Consider the following 22,301-nt stretch of genomic DNA (forward strand, 5'->3'; position numbering starts at 1 on the left):
GGCCATGCACCTCTTTTACCACCACAACACCGCTTTTCACCCCTCGACTTGGCCGTTCCGAACCACTAGACTCCAACTGCCCCGTTTGGGCGTCACTCCTTCGCCACCGGACGAAAACGCTCGCCCACGCGTTCCACACCACCGCGCGGTCCTTCGATCGCTTCAAAGCTCGACGTCGTCGCATTCCAGCCCGTCTTCTGCGGATAAGGCTGAAGCGGCATCTCCCACTCGGCTTTGCCATTCACGACGTGGCGGCCCGTGAGGGCTCCAGGTGCAACGCCTTGCTCACGCCATCCACGCACGACATCAAGGAGATTCGGCGCTTGATTCACGCCGGGGCCGCCGCCATGGGCCATGCCAGGGACAAGATAGAGGCGGAAGAACGAACGTGTCTTCTCCAAGTCCCCAAAGTGCTCCACCACGCGCTCGTAGTAATCGATGGTGGCCTGCGGTGGCACCACCGAGTCGGCTGCACCGGTGGTGGCAATGAGTTTTCCGCCGCGTTTCTCAAATGCGGATAGATCGGCGTTCTCCGCATTCAGATACGGCGCGAGTTCGGCGGTATAGGTGTCGAGGTCGGCGGCGAAGTTGAGGGCCTCCAGCTTCTTGTCCTTGCCGAAGACCCAGTTGAAGAGATACAAATGCCCGTGCGCTGCCGACAGCGAGGCACCGAGGGGAATGCCATTGAAGAGTCGCTCGCCTGTGACGGCATGACGCGGGCCGCCGAAGAGCTTTCTCAAAGCTGCGGCGTGTTCGTCGGTGAGCGAGGTATCTCTCTTTCGAGCCAGCGAGATCACCGCGTCGATGTCTTGCACCGTGCAGCGCGGATCGGAGACAAACTTGCCCGCCGCGAGCGGGATCTCACGCGGAGCCATGAACTCATTCGCGGCCGCGATGACATTCGCCTCCTGCTCTGGCGTGAAGGGACACTTCTTCAAGATTTGGTCGTTCCACAAAAAGTAAGCGTGCAGCGGCGCGCGACAGTGCGCGGGCACTGCGGCGGTGATGCCATCGTAGTCCTCGGGATAGCGCTGCGCTTCTTGTAGCGCCTGCTGGCCACCGGTAGAGCCGCCGCTGAAATAGGAATACTCTGGCCCTTTGCCATAATGCGCCTTCACGAGCTGCTTGCCGACCACCGTCATGAGGTGTGTGGCGCGATAGCCGAAGTCCTTCCACACCTCGCGATTGCCGATGCCCGAGTCCGCGTTCGGCGCGGTGCCCATGTCGGTCGTCGCCACGGCATAACCTGCGGCGCTGTAGCCCGCGAGAGAGCCTGAGTTGATCTTTCCGGCAGCACCTCCATTGCCAAGACCGAGAAAGCGACCGTTCCATTTCGCGGTGTCGGGCAACCATACTTCCACGTTGATGTTCGAGCTCTTGGCTGGTTGCAGCAGGAGCTTCACAACCGTGCTTCCGCCCCTCGGGGCTCGCTGAACGTCCACTTGGACCGCGTGTTCGATCCTGAGCGCACGCAGCTTGTCCAAAGGAGCCTCGGCGAACAACAACGTGTGGCCGGGGAGGGTGAGGAGGCAAAGGAAGGCAAAGGTGCGATTCATGAGTGCTTCCTTGTAACGTCTGATCGCGGGCAATCATCACAACGCACGTCGTCATGGCTTTTGTCGTCGTCCGCGAAAGGCCCAAACGATCCGCTCGTTTCGGCAAGGTATGCTCCGCTGCCTTTCTTTGCTCCTTGTCACAGTCTCGATCCTTTCTGCGCAAACCGTCAACGTGTGGCCTGAAGGCAAAATGCCGGGTTTGGGAGCCAAGGAGCCTGAAAGCGAGGTGAAGCGGCAGGATGGTTTCCAACGGATCACGAATGTCAGTAAGCCCACGCTGACCTTGTTCCAGGCGAGACGTGCCGATGGCTCCGCCACCCCGGCTATCATCGTCTGCCCCGGCGGTGGCTACAGCTACTGCGTGATGGACAAAGAAGGCTCCGAGATCGCCGCGTGGCTCAACAAGCACGGCATCAGTGCGCTCGTGCTCAAGTATCGGACGCCAAACAATCGCGACGGTGCGTTTCAGGATGTGCAGCGGGCGCTCAGCCTCACGCGGGCAAAGGCTGCCGAATGGAAGATCGATCCGAAACGGCTCGGCGTGATCGGTTTCTCCGCAGGTGGCAATCTGGCGGCGAAAGCGAGTGCGCCGGTCACGGAGCGTGCGTATGCCGCGGTGGATGAGATCGATCAGCAGAGCTGCCGGGCGGACTTCGCCATCCTCGTTTATCCAGCCTATCTCGACGACAAAGGCGGTCAGGTGGCCATTGATCTGAAAGTGAGCTCGAGCATCCCGCCGACGCTGATCATTCACAGTGAGGATGACAAGCGTCACGTCACTGGAAGCAAGGTTTACCACGAAGCTTTGAAGGCGGCGAAGATCGCCCATGAGTTCAAGCTGTACCCGACCGGCGGTCACGGCTATGGCCTGCGCTGCGAACGCGAGGCGAAGGTTTGGCCCGAGGATGCGATCAAGTGGCTTAAAACAGTCGGAGTGGAGTGAGCCAGGCTCACATTCCCTCCCACAGCTTCACGTCATCGATCTGGCAGGTGCCGAAATCGACCGCCTTGAAATCAATCTGTGCCTGGCCGGTCATGTCGATGTTCCTGCTCTCAAAGACATGCTTCACGCCATCGATCTGAAGCAGGAGCATGCCTTTCTTGAGCTCGATGATCAAATCATGCCACTGGTTGAGCGCGAAGAGCGGCTTCTCGATGTCGAACTTCTCGACGTTCTTTTTGATCGTCAGGGTCGTCGCCTTCCCGCCAAAGCTGAGCGTGTGGATGTGGTGGCCGAGGTCGAGCAGCGGGAAGCCTTTCTGATAAGCTTTCGCGTCATAACGCACGCGCATCGTGCAGACGAAGTTCTCCGGCACCTTCCTGAGCCAGATCACCGGCTTCAGGCCTGCATGGGAGGGATCGTCGCTGGCCTTCTTCTTTTCCTGAAACTCCTTCGATGACTCGCTTCCATGCAGGACGCCATCTTTGATCACCCATGTCGTGTTCTGCCGCACCTCCCAGAATTCCGTGTTGATCGTGCCGGTGTCAAAGTGGTCCTCATAGACCAGCTTGAGGCTCTTGAAGAACTGCGATTGATACGGCGCATCAGCAGCCCGGAGGGCGGAGGCGTGCAAGACGAATGCGAACCATGGGAGCAGGATGGTGGAGCGGAAGAGGGACATACGCTCTCAACGCAGGAGCGGGCGAAACTTTTCGGCCACCTTGACCCCGGCATTTCCCGGCGGAAGAGCCCGGGCTGCGGAATAAATTCGCGAACGTCCCCCGCCGCGCCGTTGTCTAGGAAGGCTCCATGACAACTCCCATGATGGTTCGGGCGCATCCGCAGAGTGGTGCGCAGGTCGCTGGCAGGCGCTGGCTGATGGCGGTGGTTCTCGGCTCGATGTTCGGTGCAGGGGGCATCATGAGAGCGCAGGTTCCCGAGACCGTCTTTTTCGATGTTCCCGACAGTCTCGTCACCCAGCCAGTTCCCGCTCCCACCGCGCAGTTGTCCGCTGTCGTCGATTACCCGGCGGATGCCGGCCGTTTGACACTCATCGCCCTCCTCTACCGTCCCGATGCACTCGTTCATGGGCCGGGGCCTTACCCCACCGTCATCGTCCTGCATGGATCAGGCGGCATGTGGTCGGGAGACACCATCGCGAACGGCGCCAAGACGGCCCTGCGCCGCTGGGGCGAGCGTCTGGCGGGCCGCGGCATTCTCTGCCTGATGCCGGACAGCTTCAATCCACGTGGCATCCCTGGCAGCTTCTCCAGCCGCCGCCCGCAACACGATCCGCTCATTGATGACGCGCTTTGCTCGCCCAACTACGAACGCCCCAAGGACGTCGTGGCAGCGCTGACCTTCCTCAATGATCTCGCCGAGGTCGATCGGGATCACATCGGCCTGCTGGGCTTCTCCCACGGCTCGCAGACCGGGCTGAATGCCATTCTCGACCCGTCAGTGGACCTCGTGAACTACACCGTGGACTATGTGAACGCGCAAAACAACACCGTGCCCCTCGCGGTGCCCTCGCCAGTGCGCATCCCGGCTTCCCTGCCGTTTCCGAAGGTGGGCATCTTCTATTACCCGGGCTGCGGACACTTCTCCTATCACGGTTCGCCCGGCAGCACCGCCGCGGGGCGCTACATGCCGGACCGCCGCATGCAGGTGATCATGCATCACGGGACGGCGGACTCGCTGCTCGGCGTGTCCGATCCCGATGCCACTCCCCTCACAGGATCACTCTACCCGCTGAAGTTCGCCCTCGCCTCCGCCGCGCAAGCTGCCGCCGAAGGCATCGACAATCCATTCGTGCGTCACCATCTCTTCGACCATGTGAATCACTCCTTTGATGAGACCACCATCGAAACCCAGGGAAACTGGAACACGCCACAGGAAAGCGTGGACGAGAAGGCCAACCGCCTCGCACGCGATGAGACGCTGAAGTGGCTGGAACTCCGCCTGCGCAAACATGAGCTCACCCCCGTGCCCGATCCGAATCTGGCGGACGCTCTGCGTGTCCGCTGGATGGGGCGCGATCAATTGCGCTACCGCCATCTCACCAGCACGAATCTCGTCCAGTGGAGCCAGAGCGGCGGAGACGTGATCGGTAAGGGCCAGGAGGTCCTCGTCCCCGTGGTGCTGCCGGTGGAAAAACGCAGCTTTCACCGCCTCGAGATCGATCCCGTGCCCGCTCCTTCGAATGAGCCGGAAAATGCAGGCTTCTTCCTGTCCTATGGCGACTTCAGCTACTGATCTGCGCTGACACTTTATCGTGGCAGGCATAGCTGCCTCTGCTCATGATGACGGTCGTGACTTTGTCTGCCGTCCATCATTCCACCGCCGCCTCACTGCCCGACCTCTCGTTGTCCGAGCTGGTGGCCTGGATGCAAAGCCATGGCTTCAATGCCGCGCATGCTCCGCGGGTCATTCGCGGGCTTTTGGCCGCCGCGGAGCTCAAAAGCCGAACGGACTTCCTGCTGCCTGAAAAGCTCGAAGAGCAGTTGAAGGCCGCGTTTGCCGCTGAATCTGGCTCGTTGGCTCAAAAGCAGGTTTCAGCAGATGGCACCACGAAACTGCTGCTGCGGCTGCGCGATGGTCGCACGGTCGAAAGTGTGCTCATGCCCGATTATCGCGAAGATCGCGCCGCAGGCTGCCTTTCGAGCCAGGTGGGCTGCGCGATGGGCTGTGACTTCTGCGCGACCACTCAAACCGGCTTCGAGCGCAACTTGAGCTCCGGCGAGATCATCGAGCAGTTTCGTCATCTTCGGCGGGAAGCCCATGCAGCAGGCCGTGTGCTGCGCACCATCGTTTTCATGGGCATGGGCGAGCCGATGCTGAACCTCAAAAACGTGCTCGCGGCCATCGAACGCATCGCCGACCCGAAACTCGGTGCCTTTGGCTGGCGGCAGATCACCGTTTCGACCGTCGGTATCGTGCCGGGCATTGAAGAGCTGCGCGAAGCCAGCCTCGGCGTGCATCTCGCCATCTCGCTGCATGCGCCCGATGATGCCACGCGGGCTGATTTGCTGCCGATGGGCCGCCGTTTCGATGTGAACGAAGTGCTGGAGGCCGCTGATCGCTATCAGGCCGCCAGCGGACGCATCACCACGATCCAGTATTGCCTGCTCGATGGCGTGAATGACTCCCTCGCGCAAGCTCGTGATCTCGCGCGACTCCTCACCGGCCGCCGCATGCATGTGAACCTGCTGCGCTACAATCCCACCGGCCTCAGCTTGAAAGGCCGCAGCTACCGGCCGAGCAGCCTGGAGCAGACCGAGGCCTTCCTCGCCGAGCTTCGCGCTCATGGGGCCATCGCTCATCTGCGCCGCGCCCGTGGCCCGGACATCGATGCGGCCTGCGGGCAGTTGAGAAGGCGTGCGGCGGCGCTGGCGTGAGATCAGGCAGTCGCGATGACCGCGCTTTGAGCCGTGGGCGGCAGCGGATGGCACTTCGCGGCGCTGAAACCGGCCTCCGAAAGCATCTTCTGATAGTCCGTGAAGGTGTAGGCATCTCCCTCTGGTGTGGTGCCGAGCATCACGAGGCTGAAGGCCGCGGCCGGCGGCGGCGTGACGCGATCTTCGTTTGGCACGAACTCCACGATCACCAACTTGCCGCCCGGACGAAGCGCGGCATGGACGCGGCGCAGGAAACGCGTGCACTCCACGATGGTGAAGTGGTGCAGGAAATTCGGCACGAGCACCGCGTCGTAGTCACTCCCGAGATCGACGGTGAAGGCATCGCCCACGATCTTGCTGAAGCGGTCGCCAAGACCCGCGGCGGCCGCGTTTTCTTGCGTGATGGCCAGCACGCCCTCCCAGTCGAGCGCCACCAGATGGGCCCGCGGGTTGTTCTTCGCAAAGGCGATGCCGTAGGCCCCATGGCTGGCGGAGATGTCGAGCACGCGTGTGTCCCGCGAGGCATCCAGCGGCACCAGCGTGGCCGCGCCTTCCGCGGCAGGTCCCATCATCGGACCCATCGCCCGGGCGAAATCGAGCCACGCCGGATGATCCGGCGCGGTCGTGCCATGCTCGGTGGTGTGCAGCCTGCCCTGCCGGATCGTTGCAGCCAGATCGTGAAAGGCCTCAGTGAGTCCCGGTGCGAGCAGGAAGTCCATCGCCGCGCCGAGGTAGGCTGGCGAATGCGTGTCGAGGAACACCGCCGTCGAGGGCGTCAGAGCATAGCGGGACTCGGTTTTGGTAAGGAAGCCGAGAATCGTTAGATTGTCGCTGAGGATGCGGATGCCGCGTTCCGGACAACCGCATCGCGCGGCGATCTCCGCAACCGTCGATGGCGTGGAGCCGATCGCAGTGAATAGACCGAGATCAATGCCCGCCTTCAGCGCGGCGGTCCTTTGAAAAGCATTGATCGTCTCGAAGAAGAGCTGCGGAGAGGGCGTGTCGGATGGGGTGGACATGACGAGAGACTCCGTGGAGGGTTTATTTGATGCCGATCACCATCGAATCAGGACCGATGAGGTGCTCGACGCGGCAGTCTTTGAAGCCGACCTGCTGCATCCAGCCGATGCAATCGGCGCCGGTGTAGTCAAAACCGCCGGGTGTCTCGATGAGCATGTTCAGGCTCATGAGCAGGCCGAAGGCGTTTTGTTTGCGCTCGTCGTCGATGATCGAGTCATAGACGATGACCGCGCCGCCTTCGGGCAGGGCTGCGTAGGCTTTGCGCAGCAGCATGAGCTTCGTTTCGAGATCCCAGTCGTGCAAAATGTGGCCAAAGAGCAGCACGTCGGCCTTTGGCAGCTCATCGGTGAAAAAGCTGCCCCCGGTGAAACTCACGCGGTCAGCGAGGCCGTTCGCGGTGATGTATTCTTCGAAGATCGGGCCGACTTCTGGCAGATCGAAGCCGATGCCGCGCAGATGTGGATGCGCGAGCGTGATCTGCGTGACGAGATCGCCCTGAGCAGTGCCGATGTCGGCACAGGACTTGTAATTCGCCCACGGGAATTGCTTCGCGATGGTCATGTTGGCGCCGCGGCTCACGCCGGACATGGCGCGGAGGAATTCGCGCAGCTTCGCGGGATCGGCGTAGAGTGCCTTGAAAGGATCGTGGCCGCCTTTGGATTCGTTTTGCGATTCGCCGGTGCGCACGGCGGTCGTCAGTTCGCCCCAAAAGCGGAAGAGACGGTGATTCGCCATTTCGAGGATGCCGCCGATGTAGGATGGCTTCGCCTTGTCGAGGAAGAGATCGGTCTCGGGCGTGTTCGCGTAGATGCCGTTCTCGCGTTTGAGGAAACCGAGCGCGACGAGCGCATCGAGAAAGTCACGCGCTCCACGCGGATGCAGCCCCATGCGTCCCTGCACGCTGGCGAGATCGCCCGGATGCTTCGCGAGATCGGTGAAGATCTCCATTTCAACGGCGGTGAGCAGTGTCTTCGAGGCCCAGAAGGCGAGCCCAGTTTGCAGGATGTGATCAGGGGTGAGGTTCATCGCCTCTCATTTACCGCTCGTGCCATCGGCCGCGAGCGGAATGAAGTCTTTCACCTCCCAAACGACCGGCTGGCCCTTTCGCTGCTTCGCGAGCCAGTTCAGGGCGGCTTGATGCACGATCTCATGCCCTCCTTCAAAAAGGGTCACACGGGTGTTGCCGCTCGTTTGGCGGAAAAGAGGCGTGTTGAGGCCGAAAGTGGCGTCTGGCGGCGAGACGGTCCAACCGGCCGGAAGCGTCTGCGAGTCATAATAGGCCTGAATCGCCTCGACGGGCAGTTTGTCGGCCGCAGCGGCCACTTGGTTGAAGGCGAGCAACGCGTGCGTGAAGGGAACGCTGCCTTTGCGGCTATCGTGAATGCCGTGTGCGATATCGAGTGGCACGCTGGCGGCGTTTTGGAGATGCGTGAGCGGCGAGCGTTGTCTGGCCTCGGCATCATCAGCGGAAGGTGCATGACCAAGCGCGGCCTCGATGTTTTGAGCGTAGCGGTCCGGCTTGCCATCCTTCGTGTGATCGCGATGCCACTGCGCGATGTCGGCGATGCCGCACCAGGCGCTTACGCCGGCCCACAGCTCGGGATGACGGCCCGCCATCTGCATCGCCATGTGGCCGCCTCCGCTCACGCCGATGAGATAGACGCGGGTGTCATCCACCTCGGCCTGCGTTTTGGCCCAGGCGACGGCTTCGACGACATCCTGCACCGCACGATCACTGCCCATCGCCGGTGGCGTCCAGTTCGGGCCGCGGAAGTCGGGATGAATGAAGATCCAGCCCTGGTCGATGCACCATTTGGCATACACGGCGTCGCCACCGGCGGAGGCAAAGTTGCTGCTCCACGTGTGCAGGCCGACGAGCAGCGGCTTTTTGCCTTTGGTGGATGGATTGAACCACATCGCGGCCTGCTTCGTGCCGTCGCTGCATGGGATTTCGACCTTGGTGACCGCCGCGGGCCAGCCTTTAATGGATTCGACTGACATGGCAGGAGTGCTGAGGGCTAGAATGAGGAGCGAACGAAGCATGCGCACTGAACGTGTGCCCGTGCCGGGCTTTTCCAAGCCACATGATGACAAACGATGGCGCTTGTCTGCCAATCGAAGGCGCGAGCACACGAGGTAGATGGTTATCGTGTCAGCATGAGACTTCGAGTTTTGATTATTGTGCTTCTTGCCGTTCCGAACGTGGGACTCGGCGGAGAGCCGCCGTATCAACCGGACCGCTTTTTTCGCACTCAAATCCTGCCCATTTTGCAACGCCGCTGTTTTGAATGCCATTCCCAGGAGCATGAGGTCGAGGGCGGTCTTGCGCTTGATTCCAAAACAGGCTGGCAGACTGGCGGCGAGGCCGGGCCAGCCATCACGCCAGGCGATTTGAAGAACAGTCCTCTGATCCAGGCCATCCGTCATCACGATGAGGACACGGCCATGCCGCCGAAGAAGAAGCTGCCGCCCATCGAGATCGCGCTGCTGGAGACCTGGGTGCTGCTCGGTGCGCCTGATCCGCGATGAGGGGTGTGGTCACTTCTTCGGCAGGTCCGGCTTCGGCCAGGGCTTGCCGCCTTGCTCGACGAAGGCCTTCTCGACTTGTGCAGGGAGAAAATTGCCGGCGTAGCGGGCGATGCGTTCGTTCTTCTTCAAGCTGGCCATGATCACCGGCACGGCGGCTTCGATGTCGGCGGGTTCCTTGCCCGCGAACTTCTTCACCTCCTCTTGAAGAGCGATGAAGTAGGCCTGCTGGTCCTCCAGCAGTTCCGGACCGCCGCGTGGGCCGTGGCCGGGGCAGACCATCTTCGGCCCGAGCTTTTTCACCGCCTCCAGTGTTTTGATCCAATCGCCAATGTTGCCATCACCGGTGTAGTTGTAAGGGCCGTTCACGCAGGCGTCGCCGCTGAAGAGAATCCTCTCCTTCGGCAGCCAGGCCCAGCCATCACCCGGCGTGTGAGCGGTGCCGAAATGCAGCAGCTCGACGCGGTGTTTGCCGTCGTCGAAGATCATCTCGCTCCTGTAGAGCAGTGTGGGCGCTTTGAGCTTGCTCTCGGCGACGTCTTTGCGGCCTCTGGCGGCCTCTTCCCAGCGGCCGGGCTTGTCGCCGAACAAACCGGTCTCGTACTTCTTCATCTGCGCCACCACGTTCTCGTGAGCGACAGGCGTCGCGCCTTTTTCCAACCACACCTGGTTCCCATACGCGTGATCGCCGTGATGATGCGTGTCGAAGGCGAAGCGCACAGGTTTGTCGGTGATGGCCTCGATCTTGGGAATGATGACGCGTGCGCCGGACGGAAAGTTCGCGTCGATGACGAGCACGTAGTCGTCGAACACGACCCAGCCGTTGTTGCAGTGGCCGGAGGGACGGATCTCCCCTTCGTGGAAATAGATGTCCTCCCCGATCTGATCGACCACGTTGACCTCCGCGTGGGCGGTGAAGGCAAAAAGGCAGGCGGAAGCCGTGAAGGCCAGGGAACGGAGCAAGGAATTCGGGATCATGCGGCGGCGAGTGTGAGTGGATGCGCCGGGAAAGGCAAGCTTCATGCGGCCTGCTCGTTCTGGGATGAATCCGGATTCCTTTCGCGGGGCAGGAATGCCCCGGTTACTCCGAGTCCCCGAGTCCCGCCGCCACACCCGCGACAGCCGCAGCGACGACTTCCGACGTGTGACCGGCCTGTTGAAGACGTTTTCGTGTTTGTTCGACCATCAATCGCCGGTCTGGCTGCTGCCGTGCGGTGACAAGGGCGCCGATCATGCGCCTGCCGATGTCGTCCAGGGCCGGACGGACGACCTGTGTGAGGTCGGAGGGCTGCGACAGCCGGGCCTTGGATCGCGACATGCGCTTCATCCACTGCTGCTGATAAATCTTTGCCGCATCGATCTGCGCTGCGAAGAACTGGCGTGTGGCTGCGGCGGGCAATCCGGCCTCAACTCCCTGCGCGGTCATCGCCCGGAGCAGGGCGGCCTCGCGTTTCGCGTCGGTGACCGGCAGATGGTGGCGTTCCTTGATGTGGGCGACCTCATTCATCCAGCCGAGCCGCTCGACAACGAGGCCTGGCAGATCCTTGGAGCCGCGTCGTTCGAGCTGGGAGCATCCTGTGAGCAATGAAAGAACCAGACACCATGCGATGGCGTGCACTGGACGCGGGAGCGGACTGATGCGCGGCATGATTCGACTGGCCTCAGGTGCCCTGCTTGATCTTCGACGGTTTTGTCGGCTTGGCGGTCTTGGACTCCGACGCCTTGATCTTGGCGAAGATCTTCTGCGCGTAGCTGCTGGTCTGCTCCGCTGTCATCTCCGGATGCTTCTCCATGCGGGAGCGGATGATGTCGCGGAGCTTGTCACGCGCGTCCGGCGAGAGGGACGAGTAGAGTCCCCGGCCATTTTCGCCGAGCAGCGATGAGGTGCGGAACTTGGTGCTGTCGCCACTCTTTTTCCCTGAACTGGCCATGCTGGCGCGGGAGCCGTTCACACCGCCGGCGGGCGAGATCTGGCGGTCCTGATAGTGCACCGCGACGGTCTCATCCCCGATCTGCAGCTCCACGTGTGTCGTGTGAAGATCACCCTCGGTGTTCGCGGCGACGAGACGCAGGCCGGAGGGGCTCGCTTCTTCGGTGACGACGAGGCGCTGCTTCGTCTGTGTGTTCAACACGGTGGCGACAGGATGACCCTCCACATACGCGACGCCGGTGAGCTGGTAGGTTTCCTCCAGGTTGACGATGCGCGTGAATGGCGAGCGGACGAGCAAGTCGTCGGCAAAGCTGAAATCCACCGGCTGTGGCAGGTCAGGATCAGCGGCAGGAACGTCGTCGGCGTGCAGGCACGACCACGACAGCAACAAAGCACTGGCTCGGGCAAGAAAACTCATTGGGGGGCCTTGTCGAACGACGACGCACTCGTTCTCTATCAGGTCTTTCCGGGCACGGGGATCAGGATTGACTCGCATGAGCGCTTCCGCCTATCCTGCATGCCCAACCGCTCTCACAGCCATGAAACGCTCGTTCTTCCTCACGTTGCTTCTGGTTTCCGCCCTGCTTCAGGCATTCAATGCCGTCCAGGCAATCGATCCGAAAGGCCAGCCGCACATGCGCAATGCCGTCGGGCATCTGGAAGCGGCAAAGACGGCGAAAGAGCCGCTCGTGAGCCTCAAAGCCGCCCGTAAAGAACTGGTGAACGCCCGGCACAACAAGAAAGGCGAGCGCATCGATGCACTGGGCTATGTGGATCAGGCGATCGCGTTCGCCACCACAGGCGACAGGAAGGCGATGCTGGAAAAGATCACCAAAGCCATCGGCAGCGTGAAGTCCGGCATCGCGCGGGCTCCTTGACGCTGGGCGGGCATCAGCGAACGGCCAGGCTGTCTGACCACTCACGGGCAAAGTCACGCTGGCAGCGATGGTTGACGGCCGCGTTGATGACCATGGCCAGCAGAGCCCCGAGGGATGCCAGCGCGATGTCTTTTTGCGCATCCCAGATGTCCCCCTGCGTGCCGACATAGGCCGCGCCGAGTTCCCCACCGAAGACCTCCGCTGCCGCCCACTCAATGAGCTCGAAGAAGGCGGAGGTGGAGGTCATCAGATCCAGCGGGAGGAAGTAAGACCAGAAGCCCTTCACCTTCGCCACGCGCAGGAAGATCTCGCGTGCCGGGTAAGCGCAAAGCAGGCCATAGAGGAAGTGCAGCAGGCGGTCGTAGTGGTTGCGCGACCAGCCAAACCAGTCATTCAGCGGCTGGCCGAAAACCGCCTGCGTCCACTCGTTGTAGGGCACCTTGGAGTAGGTGTAATGGGCGCCGACTTCGTGCAGGCAGAGAAAGACGAAGATGAGCACGTGGGAGGTGCGGGAGAACAGCCGGCGCCTCCAGCCCCAAAGCAGGAGCGCGAACACCGGGATGAGCATCACATTCTCCAGCATCCAGTCGTGACGATCCACCGGCTTGAGGCCCAGCGCGGCCCAGTAAAGCAGAAACGTGATCAACAACACGCCTGCCAGGCGCTCGTAAGTGAGTTTCATTTCGCCAAGCAAAGCAGCCGTGCCCTGGCGATGCAAGCCAGCACTGACTCACAAGTGCGCATGTCCTGGCTTTGGCGGTTCACTTGCCCGAAAGCGCGGTTGGGCTGGCCAGTCTCAGGGCGCTGATGCGATCTCCGCATCACAGCCACGGTTCCGTCTGCCAAACGCCAGCGTCAGTCCTGCTTCTTCCCGGGAGGTCCATGGCGACCTCCGCCGGGTGGGCCGCCCTGGGGCTTCGGATGCACAAAACCGGGCAACTGCGGTGGTGAAGGCGGTTTCCCAGCCCGTTCGGCGGGCGAAGGCCCGGCCTCAGGACGCTGCTGCCGGGGGTCCGGACGCCCCTGAGGCGGTTGCACAGGCTGTGGCATGGGTGCCGGGCGGACCTGGGGCGCTTCCGGCCGCGGAATGGGAGCGGTGCGCTTCTGCAATTCCTTCCGTGGATCAGGCATGGGCACCGGGGGCACTCTCGGCTGTTCCGGGGAGGTGTTCGGCGGCACCTGCTGGCCACCACGGCGGAAATCATCCCGCCCACGCCCCGGACGGACATCGATGCTGTTGCGCGGCGGGGTCATCTCCGGCGGTTTCGGCATGGGCGGGCGCTGTTCATCGGGCGGTTGCGTGCGTCCCGGCCGGTCCGGCCCCCTCTTGCGGTCATTGTCATCTGAAGGCTCCCGCACGGCGGCACGTCCTGGAGGTTCCTGCGGCCGTGCGTTGCCGGGTTTGGAGGGGTCCGCAGTTTCCGGTTTCGGGCGGTTTTCACCGGCTGCGACGCCGGGACGACGCGGATCATCCGAAGGCTGCGGCGGTGAGTCGGTCACATTGGGGGGCGAGGTGGTGGGACGCTCCGCCTTGCGCACTTCCTCCTCAACGCGGCTGGGATCGGGCTTGGGCACGATCTTGCGCTCCTCGGGCTTGAGTTCGCGGCCGATGGCGGGTGGCGGCTTGTCGCTGGTGGCCAGCACCGGCTCTTTGTCGGGCATTTTTTCATCTTTGGCCTTGGCCATCTCCTGTTTGTGCCGGTCGCGGATGCGTTCCGCGAGGTCCGAATCGCCCAGGCCACGCCAGCCGCGGTCCACATCCGGCCGGTCAAACTTCTCCTTCACCCGTGGCGGGAGGCTGGGCGCATTCTCACGGCGCACGTCAGGCGCAGCGACGATGAGTTGATCGCGCTCAATGCGCGAGAGGCTGGAAAAATCGCGCGGCCGGTCTCCACGGTGCTCCAGCCACTTGTTGCGGAATCCTTCCGTGTCATGCCGCAGCGTCAGCCGGCGGACTGGATTCCCGCTCCTGCGCTCGACCCGTGCCGGATCGGGGCCGCCGACGAAGATGTTGTTCACCACATTCTGCTGACGCGTGATGTTCGTGATGTTCACGGAATTGTCCACAAAGGTGACGTTGCGGCTGCGGTCCACGATGACGGGCTGCAGGGACGACCGCGTGGCGAAGGACCCGACGGGGACGAAGTTGTAATAGGAGGGGCCGATGTCGTAGTAGCTGTCCGTCCACGAGCGGAAGCCGATGTTGGCAGACCAACGTGCCTCCGGAGGCAGCGGCGCCCATCCGATGAAGTTGTCCGACTGCCGCCACGAAACCCAGGCAGGCGCCCATTCATAACCGGGGACCCACATCCAGCGGTCGTGCATGCGGATCCAACGGCCATAGTGATACGTGGCCCAGCCGAAATCCTCGTTCGAGATCCACGTCCAACCCGCGTCGGTGTAAGCCCAGTAACCATCCGAATACGGCGCCCAGTCACGATGTCGTCGCGCCACCGCAGGCTCCCACACATAGCCGTAGTTCGGCGTGTAGATCCAGGAACCGTAGGGATCCAGCGTGTCGAAGAAGAAGTCGATGTTCACAGCCGCCTGGGCGTGCGCAGAAGGCGCCGGAGCGGCCACGGCGAAGAGCGTGACGCAAAACAGCAGCGAAAGGTGTTTCATGGTCGTGGAAGGTTGAAGGAGCGGCTTCCATCGGCATCAAGCACGACGGGACCATCCATGGATTCGGCTGACGCCATCTCTCGCGCGCAACTTCCGCATCAGGCCGCGCCCTGATCGTGATCTCACGGCACTGGGACGCTGCTCGATTCTACTTCCCTTTGAAGTAGCCGCGCTGCTTCTCGCTGATCGGCAGGCCGAGCTTTTCCATCACCTGCAGCATGTCCTCCCACACCTGACGCTTCGCCCGGATGCCATCGCCCATCTTCTCCTCACGCAGCAGATACGACGGGTGATAAGTGACCATCGTTGGAATGCCGCTGGTGAGGTGGAAACGGCCGCGCAGACTGCCCACGCTGCCGGGAATGCCGAGCCCTTCCGCCGCTGTGGCTCCCAGGGCCACGATGACCTGGGGTTTGATCAGATCGATCTCCGTCAGCACAAAGGGAAGGCACGCATGCATCTCCTCGACGGTCGGTTTGCGGTTCCCGCTGCCCTGATTGTCCATCGCGGGCCGGAATTTGCAGATGTTGCTGATGTAAACCTGCGGCCTGTCGAGTCCCATCGCCTTGATGATCGCGGTGAGCTTCTGTCCGGCAGGTCCCACGAAAGGTTCGCGCAGTTTTTCCTCTTCCGCGCCTGGAGCCTCGCCCACAAACATGAGTTTCGCATGCGGATCGCCCACGGCGAAGACCATCGTCCGCCGCAGGCTGTTCATCGCACGCGCCGGCTCCCACGTTTCCGCCAGCGCACGTAACGCGGCCAGCTTTTCCTCAATCGTGCTGCCCGCGACCTCGATCAGCCCGGCTTTCTTCGTTTCCGGCGGCGGATTGTCGAGGATCGCCCGTGCGGCAGGTGCACTCTCCACCGCGATCGGCTTCGGTGCCTCCGGCATCTCCCGCGTCACCGGTTTGCGTCCCAGCATGCCCAGCTTGTCAAACGCCTCCGGCCGCACCGCGATGTGCGTCACGCCCTGAAACTGACGTTGCAGGAGGTGCTGCTTGAGAAGCTGTGCGGCGGTGGACATGGGAGGGAATGACGAATGCAGTAATGTCGAATGACGAATGAATGTCGAACGCGGAAATCATTCGTCATTTCAGCAAGGACCACCTCAAAACTCTGACCGGAACTTTAAACCAGCCATTCGACGTGGTGGGAGCATGGACTTGGATGACTCGAAGTTTGCCCGGATCTGCTTCGATCCAGTTTCCGTCACCCAAGTAGGCCATCGTGTGAACCCCGTCAGCGGTGACTGCAACATCTCCCGGTTGGATCTTCGCGTGGTCCAGTGTTGTCAGATCCGGGCTGTCGAACAATCGCATGGTGAGGCCGTCATGCTCATCTCCGAGGGCTTTAGCGCTGGTATCATTCCACCACAGTGAGAGACCATGACGGAGCAATCCCGGGTCCGCAGTCATCACGCCATCCTTCAAACAAGCATCGATCATTCCTCTGCGCACAAGGCCAGAGCAATCGATTCCACGACGTGACTCGCCTCCCCAATAATACAAGCAGCCCTCAAACGTCTTCAGACTGTCCACGTAGTTCTTCCTCAAGCTTGCCGATGATGTCCGGACCTTCCAGGGCACGATGAGGACGGATGCAAGGCCTCCGAACACAACAAGACCGATCACCCGGGCGGTTTTTCGAGTCCAGGAGAGCGCAAAGCACGTCGCCAGCACGCCAAGCACGAATCCAACGGTGTTGAGCCGGGACACCCGATTGGCTTCAGGCTGTGAGGCGATGACCGCCATCGCAAGCAGGGCCACAAACCAGAGAATGACGTAGAGCCATGATATCTTCGCAGGTTTGTCGGTGTTCATTAGGCCAGAATGTTGTCCACTTGCTTCAGCTTCCTTCACTGCCTCCGGCTTAGCCGCATGTCCATCCACACGGCGAGGATCAGGACGACGCCGCGGGCGATGAATTTGCGTTCGGGCGGCACGGACATGAGCGTCATGCCGTTCAGAAGGCAGGCGATGATCAAAGCGCCGAGCAGCACGCCCAACACGGTGCCGCGACCACCGCGCAGGCTGACGCCGCCGATGACGCAGGCGGCGACGGCGTCGAGTTCCATCAAGTCGCCGACCGTGGTGGTCGATGAACCGGCATAAGCGGTCTGCATGAAGCCGGTGATGGCCACGATCGCCCCCATGCCGCTGTAGGCGGCGATGACGGTGCTTTTCATCGGCACGCCGGAGACGAAGGCGGCTTCCGTGTTGCCGCCGATGGCATACAAATGACGGCCCAGACGCGTGTGCTGCGTGACGGCATACACGATCATCGTCACACCACCGAGAATGAGCGAAGGCAGCGGGATGCCGCGAAACTGGCCGGTGACGAGCACAAACAGCGCGATGGCCTGCGCGGTGATGAACAGGCGGAAGAAGGCCATTTCCTTGTCTTCCACGGCGAATCCATGCTGCAAACGACGTTTGCGGGCGCTGATCGTGGTAAACACGAGCGCGATGACGAGTCCTGAGGCGAGCATCCAGCCAAATCGCGTCGGCAGATAGTAGGTGGTGAGCAGAGAGTAGAGATTGCTCTGGCCGCCGGGTGCGACTGGCACGGTTGCGTTGTCGATCACGAGCCAGAACAGCCCTTTGAAGATCAACAGAGCCCCCAAAGTGACGATGAAGGCCGGCATCCGCTCGCAGACGATGAACGCGCCCATCGCCATCCAGATCAGCACGCCACAGAGCAGCCCGATCCCGAGCGCGGCGGGTGCTGGCAGGTGATGATGAAACACGAGCACGCTGGCAACGCCGCCGAGCAATCCCACGCCGCTGCCAGCGGACAAATCGATGTGCCCCGGCAGCAGGATGAGCAGCATACCCATCGCCAGCGTGGCGGTGATGGAGAGCTCCGTGGCGAGCATCGAGAGATTCCGCGCTCCGAGGAAGGCAGGCTCCTTGATGGCAAAGAACACGCAGATCGCTAGCAAGGCGATGGCGATGGGAAGTTCTCGGAAGCGGAAGTTCACGACGGAGAAACGTAGGCCGGATGTGTTCGGCGGGTTGTGGCTGGCAGGCACCCAGGCATGCTGCGCCGAACGATCCGGCCTGCGTGAGCCTCACGACACGCGACAGCGCCATGGCCGGATCGTTTGGCGGCACAGTCGTGGAAGCTGGCGGTGTCATTGGCGCCAAACACATCCGGCCTACATGGCAAATGCTCGTTCATCGCAGGTCAGTTCAATTCTGTGAGGCGAGGAAGATGCCGAGGATGATCAGCGCGATCACCACAGCGATGGTGATCTTCACCCAGCTCAGCGGATACTCGCCGGTGATCTTGCCCGTGGCTCCGTTCACGGCGACCTGATAAGTCTTGGTGCCATAGGTGTAGCTCAGCAGCCAGACGGGCAGCAGCACGTGCTTGAAGGTCTGGGCGCTGTAATCGGGAGCGATCCGCAGGTTCCGGTGCGTGTCTCCGGGGATCTGCGAGACGCACTGGCTCCGCAGCAGGTCATCCATGCGGCCGCGTGAGTCCTGGGCGGCGTGGATGAGATCGATCTGATACTGCTCGACGACCCAGCCGGAGAGATAACCCGGATCGTAAGGCAGCAGATCGCTCGTGGTGGGAAAGGGCTGGAGCTTTTCGAGCAGGTTCGGATGCACGCCTTTGGAGGCAGGCACGAGGACATCATCAAAGTCGGTGCTGACATGGCCTGAGGCGTATTCCCAGCGCGTGTGGCGGGTGCGGTTCCCCTTCCCGTCCGTGGTGTAGTAGTAATAACCGGCTTCCGCCTCCCAGGGGCACTCCGCATGCGCGTCGAAGGTCCAATACGGCAGATAGAGGCCGTGCAGCGTGTCAGTGAGAGCCTTCTGGCCGAGTGCATTCGGCGCCCAGAAGTGGCTGCCATACCAGCGGCGGATGTCCTCCCGCACCTGGCTTTGCGAAACCTTGAAGGGAAGCTGGCTGCCGGGCCGGATCGGCGTGCCGACATCGTCCATGGCCATGATCGCGGGTGATCCGCAGAAGTCGCAGTTCTGCGCGACGCGTTTTTCATCGAAGACCGAGATCGCATGGCAGCTCTGGCACTTCACCGTCTTGCGCACGGCGGCCCAGCCGCGTTGATCGTCCGGAATGGCCCGCAGGGCGGCGACGAGGTCGTTTTCCTCCACCAGAGTGCCGTCGGATTTGAGCTCGGCGGGTGATTCCGTGCCGCAGTAGGGGCAGACGAGCGCATGCTTGGAGGGCGTCCAGACCGCCTCGGCCCCGCAGGCCGGACAGGCGAACTTTGAAATGGCGGTGACTTCAGACATGAGCGATGTGAGAGGCGAAAACCGGGCACGATTAACCGGAGAAACCCAAAGGCTGTCCATTCCAAAAACCGGCCTGCGAGATTTTACCCTTGCCACTCGGAGGACGTTTTGAGCAGAATCCCGGGCATGAAACGCGCTATTTCTGTCCTGCTGGCACTGACCGGCCTGATCTATGGTGAAACGGTCAAAGACCGCGAAGGAGCGGTGCGAAACGAAAAAGCGGTGATGGAAAACGACGCCCGCTGGAACTGGGGCGATGTCGATGGCGGATTCCGCCTCGCCAAAACGATAGGCAAGCCGCTGCTGGTCGTGCTGCGCTGCGTCCCCTGCATGTCCTGCGCAGGAATCGATGCCAGCGTGCTGCAAGAGGCCGAACTGGTGCCGCTGCTGGACCAGTTTGTCTGCGTGCGGGTGATCAATGCCAACGCCCTGGACCTGTCACGCTTCCAGTTTGATTACGATCTGTCGTTCTCCGCGATCATGTTCAACGGCGACGGCACGATCTACGGCCGCTACGGCTCCTGGCTGCATCAGAAGGACCCGCTGAACAAGACCACGGCCAGCTTCAAAAAGGCGCTGGAGGCCGCATTGTCGATCCATCAAGGCTACCCGGCCAACAAGACCACGCTGGCCGGCAAACAGGGCGGACCCACGCCTTACCAGACACCTGTACAGTTTCCCACCCTGGCAGCCAAATATCAGAGCAAACTGGACTGGAACGGCAAGGTCGTCGCGAGCTGTGTGCACTGCCACATGGTGGGCGATGCATTCCGTGCGCACTATCGCAGCCAGAACCAGCCGGTGCCGGTGGAGTGGATCTATCCGCAGCCATCCATCGAAACCTTGGGCGTGACGCTGGCGACGGATGACATCGCCAAGGTGGAGGCGGTGACACCGGATTCGCCTGCGGCCAAAGCAGGCCTGCAGGTGGGTGATTCGATCATCGCCTTGAACCAGCAGCCGCTGGCATCCATCGCCGACGTGAGCTGGGTGCTGCATCGTGCGCCGGACGCCGGGTCGCTGACAGCCAGGCTGTACCGAGGCGGCAAGTTGCTCGAAACATCTCTCGGTCTGCCCGCCGGCTGGCGGCTGAAGTCCGACATCGGCAAACGGGTCGGCACCTGGCCGATGCGTGCGATGGCGTTCGGCGGCATGAAGATGGACGACATTCCCGATGAGGAACGCGCCACGCTCGGCCTCGCGAAGGATCAGATGGCGCTGCGGATCATGCACGTCGGCCAATACGGGCCGCATGCCGCCGCCAAGAAGGCCGGGTTCCAAAAAGATGACATCCTCGTCGAGGTCGGTGATTTGAAACAGCGCATCACTGAAAGCGCGATCATCGGCCACCTGCTGCTCCACCATCTGCCGGGCGAAAAACTGCCAGCCGTGGTGCTCCGGGCCGGAAAGAAGGTGGAACTGAAGATGCCGCAGCAGTAGCCCCAGTTCGGAACAGATATTCCTGAATGCTTTGAACCCGCCCGACGTTTGGCAGCACCACAATCCACGTTTTCCCATGCCAGCCCTCCGAAACGCGATTCTCCTGATGGTGGTCTGGCTGACCGCACTTGAAGCCTTCGGGCAGTCGGTCACCACGCAGGCCGCCACCGCCGTCACGGACATCCAGGCGACGCTGAATGCGACAGTGACTCCCGGCTCGACCACGAACTATCGCTATGTGAAGTTCGAATACTGGACTGGCACGGGGCCGATCTCCGAGATCAATGCCAATCCGTTCGATGTGATCGGCACCAACCCCGTCGCGGTGACCGCGAACCCGCCGGGACTGCTGCCGAACACGACCTATTCCTACCGCGTGGTCATGAGTCCGAGCATTCTCGGCGGTGGCGGCTGGGTGGGAGGGGAAATGACCTTCACCACTGCGGCACCCACCACACTGCCGACGTTTCAGTCCGCCTACGCGGACATCATTGGCGACACGCTGGTGAATTTCGTGATCTGGAGCACCCGCAGCGGCGGCTCACCGGCCACCACGATTTTTGAATACGGCACGACGACGAGTTACGGCTCGCAAGTAACGCTGCCGGACTCGATGACGACCAACACGCTGCGGTCGTTTGCCCAAATCAACGCCACCGGCCTGACGCCGGGCACGCTTTACCATTACCGTGTGAAGGTGACGAACGAGCAGGGCACCACGACCAGCGCGGATGCCACCTTCACCACCACGCTGCCCGCCACCGTCACCACAGGTGCCGCCAGCGACGTGACCTGCTTCAGCGCGAACGTGGCAGGCACCGCGACGCCGCTGGCGCACACGCTGGGTTTGTTCTTCCAATACGGCCCGACCACCGACTACGGCAGCACGGCCAATGGCAGCCCTTATCAAGTGAGCGGTGCCGGCACGAAGGATGTCAGCGGCAGCCTGACCGGCCTGTTGCCGGGCACGACCTATCATTACCGCCTGCGCGGTGCCGACGCCTGGAACGGCGGAGGCTACTACGACGGGGAGGACATGACCTTCACCACGCCGACGAATGTGACCACGCTCCCCGCCACGGGTGTCACGGACCTGGCGGCAACTGTCAACGGCACCGTGCTGACCAGCGGCACCGGCAACACCTTCAGCTACGTCTTTGAATACGGCCCGACTGCCAGCTACGGGCAGACGCGGTTCGCCACACTCGTCCAAAACGACACGGGGAACCCCAATTTGAAGATCGTGTCGGCATCCATGCCGCCGCTCCCGCCGGGAACACTTTATCACTATCGCCTGCGCTTTACCCAAAACGGCCACACCACCTACGGGGAGGATGTGTCCTTCACCACAGGGCCTGCGGCCACGCCGCCGGTGATCACCAGCCCCGGCCAGTCGCTCTCGCCACGCTACACCACCTCCGCCAATCTCGCCGCCGCCGTCCAGGCCGGGAGTTCGGAGACGACCGTCGTGTTCGAATACGGACCGGACACGTCTTACGGTTTCGAGGCCGCCGTGCCGGGCAGCCTGGCCATCAACAGTTCATCAGTCACGGCCGTGACGGTCAGTGGCCTGACGCCCGGCAGCACTTATCACTTTCGTGTGCGTGCCACGAACAACGAAGGAACGACCTACAGCGGCGACACCCCCTTCATCACCTTGCCTGTGCCGGATGTGATGACCAACCCCGCCACGAACGTGGGCTCGACATGGGCGACGCTGAACGGCACC

General features: G+C 62.1%; 21 protein-coding genes. 7 read left to right on the forward strand and 14 right to left on the reverse strand.

The annotated features are described in order from the left end of the window. Positions 1 to 92 precede the first annotated feature (92 nt). Positions 93 to 1,556, reverse strand: a complete 1,464-nt coding sequence (locus IAE77_RS26660; RefSeq protein ID WP_294233462.1) for a tannase/feruloyl esterase family alpha/beta hydrolase — start codon at positions 1,554 to 1,556, stop codon at positions 93 to 95. Between the two features lie 172 nt (positions 1,557 to 1,728). On the opposite strand from IAE77_RS26660, the gene IAE77_RS26665 reads away from it, so the two are divergent. Beyond that, on the forward strand, positions 1,729 to 2,499 hold the full coding sequence (locus tag IAE77_RS26665) for an alpha/beta hydrolase (protein ID WP_294233465.1): 771 nt from the start codon (positions 1,729 to 1,731) through the stop codon (positions 2,497 to 2,499). A 7-nt stretch (positions 2,500 to 2,506) separates the two neighbouring features. Here IAE77_RS26665 and IAE77_RS26670 read toward each other — a convergent pair whose 3' ends face one another. Then, the gene (locus IAE77_RS26670; RefSeq protein ID WP_294233467.1) at positions 2,507 to 3,130 is read right to left on the reverse strand and encodes a hypothetical protein; all 624 of its coding nucleotides are present in this window, start codon (positions 3,128 to 3,130) and stop codon (positions 2,507 to 2,509) included. Positions 3,131 to 3,306: 176 nt separating this feature from the next. Here IAE77_RS26670 and IAE77_RS26675 point away from each other — a divergent pair, with 176 nt between their 5' ends. Next, positions 3,307 to 4,752 carry a hypothetical protein gene (locus IAE77_RS26675; RefSeq protein ID WP_294233470.1) on the forward strand — a complete coding sequence of 482 codons (1,446 nt, stop codon included), beginning with the start codon at positions 3,307 to 3,309 and terminating at the stop codon, positions 4,750 to 4,752. 44 nt (positions 4,753 to 4,796) lie between these two features. Continuing rightward, positions 4,797 to 5,894, forward strand: a complete 1,098-nt coding sequence (rlmN, locus tag IAE77_RS26680; RefSeq protein WP_294233473.1) for a 23S rRNA (adenine(2503)-C(2))-methyltransferase RlmN — start codon at positions 4,797 to 4,799, stop codon at positions 5,892 to 5,894. Between the two features lie 2 nt (positions 5,895 to 5,896). Here rlmN and IAE77_RS26685 read toward each other — a convergent pair whose 3' ends face one another. Genes IAE77_RS26685 through IAE77_RS26695 form a run of 3 tightly spaced genes read right to left on the reverse strand, consistent with a single transcriptional unit; the run spans position 5,897 to position 8,915 of the window. Further along, complete coding sequence (locus IAE77_RS26685; protein ID WP_294233475.1) at positions 5,897 to 6,913, reverse strand: methyltransferase; 1,017 nt, start codon at positions 6,911 to 6,913, stop codon at positions 5,897 to 5,899. 22 nt (positions 6,914 to 6,935) lie between these two features. Beyond that, entirely contained in the window at positions 6,936 to 7,940 is a 1,005-nt protein-coding gene (locus IAE77_RS26690; RefSeq protein WP_294233477.1) for a methyltransferase, read from the reverse strand. Positions 7,941 to 7,946: 6 nt separating this feature from the next. Beyond that, complete coding sequence (locus IAE77_RS26695) at positions 7,947 to 8,915, reverse strand: alpha/beta fold hydrolase (RefSeq protein WP_294233480.1); 969 nt, start codon at positions 8,913 to 8,915, stop codon at positions 7,947 to 7,949. Between the two features lie 156 nt (positions 8,916 to 9,071). Here IAE77_RS26695 and IAE77_RS26700 point away from each other — a divergent pair, with 156 nt between their 5' ends. Beyond that, a complete protein-coding gene (locus tag IAE77_RS26700) occupies positions 9,072 to 9,443 on the forward strand; it encodes a c-type cytochrome domain-containing protein (RefSeq protein WP_294233482.1) in 372 nt (123 codons plus the stop codon). A gap of 9 nt (positions 9,444 to 9,452) precedes the next feature. Here the strand turns inward: IAE77_RS26700 and IAE77_RS26705 are convergent, their stop codons facing one another. The 3 genes from IAE77_RS26705 to IAE77_RS26715 all read right to left on the reverse strand — a co-directional run bounded on the left by IAE77_RS26705 (position 9,453) and on the right by IAE77_RS26715 (position 11,788). Continuing rightward, positions 9,453 to 10,418, reverse strand: a complete 966-nt coding sequence (locus tag IAE77_RS26705) for an MBL fold metallo-hydrolase (protein WP_294233485.1) — start codon at positions 10,416 to 10,418, stop codon at positions 9,453 to 9,455. 103 nt (positions 10,419 to 10,521) lie between these two features. After that, entirely contained in the window at positions 10,522 to 11,088 is a 567-nt protein-coding gene (gene aroQ / locus IAE77_RS26710; protein ID WP_294233487.1) for a gamma subclass chorismate mutase AroQ, read from the reverse strand. Between the two features lie 13 nt (positions 11,089 to 11,101). Then, a complete protein-coding gene (locus IAE77_RS26715; RefSeq protein ID WP_294233490.1) occupies positions 11,102 to 11,788 on the reverse strand; it encodes a hypothetical protein in 687 nt (228 codons plus the stop codon). 121 nt (positions 11,789 to 11,909) lie between these two features. Here IAE77_RS26715 and IAE77_RS26720 point away from each other — a divergent pair, with 121 nt between their 5' ends. Continuing rightward, positions 11,910 to 12,248 (forward strand): hypothetical protein, encoded by a 339-nt coding sequence (locus IAE77_RS26720; protein WP_294233493.1) that lies wholly within the window; start codon positions 11,910 to 11,912, stop codon positions 12,246 to 12,248. A gap of 13 nt (positions 12,249 to 12,261) precedes the next feature. On the opposite strand, the gene IAE77_RS26725 is transcribed toward IAE77_RS26720, so the two are convergent. From IAE77_RS26725 to IAE77_RS26750, 6 genes are all read right to left on the reverse strand, one after another. Further along, positions 12,262 to 12,930: a DUF2238 domain-containing protein gene (locus IAE77_RS26725; RefSeq protein ID WP_294233496.1), complete on the reverse strand. Its 669-nt coding sequence runs from the start codon at positions 12,928 to 12,930 to the stop codon at positions 12,262 to 12,264. Between the two features lie 173 nt (positions 12,931 to 13,103). Next, on the reverse strand, positions 13,104 to 14,870 hold the full coding sequence (locus IAE77_RS26730) for a DUF6600 domain-containing protein (RefSeq protein WP_294233499.1): 1,767 nt from the start codon (positions 14,868 to 14,870) through the stop codon (positions 13,104 to 13,106). 148 nt (positions 14,871 to 15,018) lie between these two features. Further along, the gene (locus IAE77_RS26735; RefSeq protein WP_294233502.1) at positions 15,019 to 15,894 is read right to left on the reverse strand and encodes a uracil-DNA glycosylase; all 876 of its coding nucleotides are present in this window, start codon (positions 15,892 to 15,894) and stop codon (positions 15,019 to 15,021) included. Positions 15,895 to 15,958: 64 nt separating this feature from the next. Then, positions 15,959 to 16,690, reverse strand: coding sequence for a hypothetical protein (locus IAE77_RS26740; RefSeq protein WP_294233504.1), 732 nt, complete (start codon positions 16,688 to 16,690; stop codon positions 15,959 to 15,961). A 35-nt stretch (positions 16,691 to 16,725) separates the two neighbouring features. Then, entirely contained in the window at positions 16,726 to 17,850 is a 1,125-nt protein-coding gene (locus IAE77_RS26745; RefSeq protein WP_294233507.1) for a hypothetical protein, read from the reverse strand. Between the two features lie 211 nt (positions 17,851 to 18,061). Next, positions 18,062 to 19,132, reverse strand: a complete 1,071-nt coding sequence (locus IAE77_RS26750; protein ID WP_294233511.1) for a zinc ribbon domain-containing protein — start codon at positions 19,130 to 19,132, stop codon at positions 18,062 to 18,064. Between the two features lie 126 nt (positions 19,133 to 19,258). Here IAE77_RS26750 and IAE77_RS26755 point away from each other — a divergent pair, with 126 nt between their 5' ends. Together IAE77_RS26755 and IAE77_RS26760 are read left to right on the forward strand one after the other, a co-directional pair. Then, entirely contained in the window at positions 19,259 to 20,572 is a 1,314-nt protein-coding gene (locus IAE77_RS26755; RefSeq protein ID WP_294233514.1) for a Trx7/PDZ domain-containing (seleno)protein, read from the forward strand. A gap of 76 nt (positions 20,573 to 20,648) precedes the next feature. Continuing rightward, positions 20,649 to 22,301 (forward strand): hypothetical protein (locus IAE77_RS26760; protein ID WP_294233519.1); only part of this gene is annotated, 1,653 nt, incomplete at its 3' end.

Source organism: Prosthecobacter sp. (genome assembly GCF_014879935.1).
Taxonomy (GTDB): Bacteria; Verrucomicrobiota; Verrucomicrobiia; order Verrucomicrobiales; family Verrucomicrobiaceae; genus Prosthecobacter.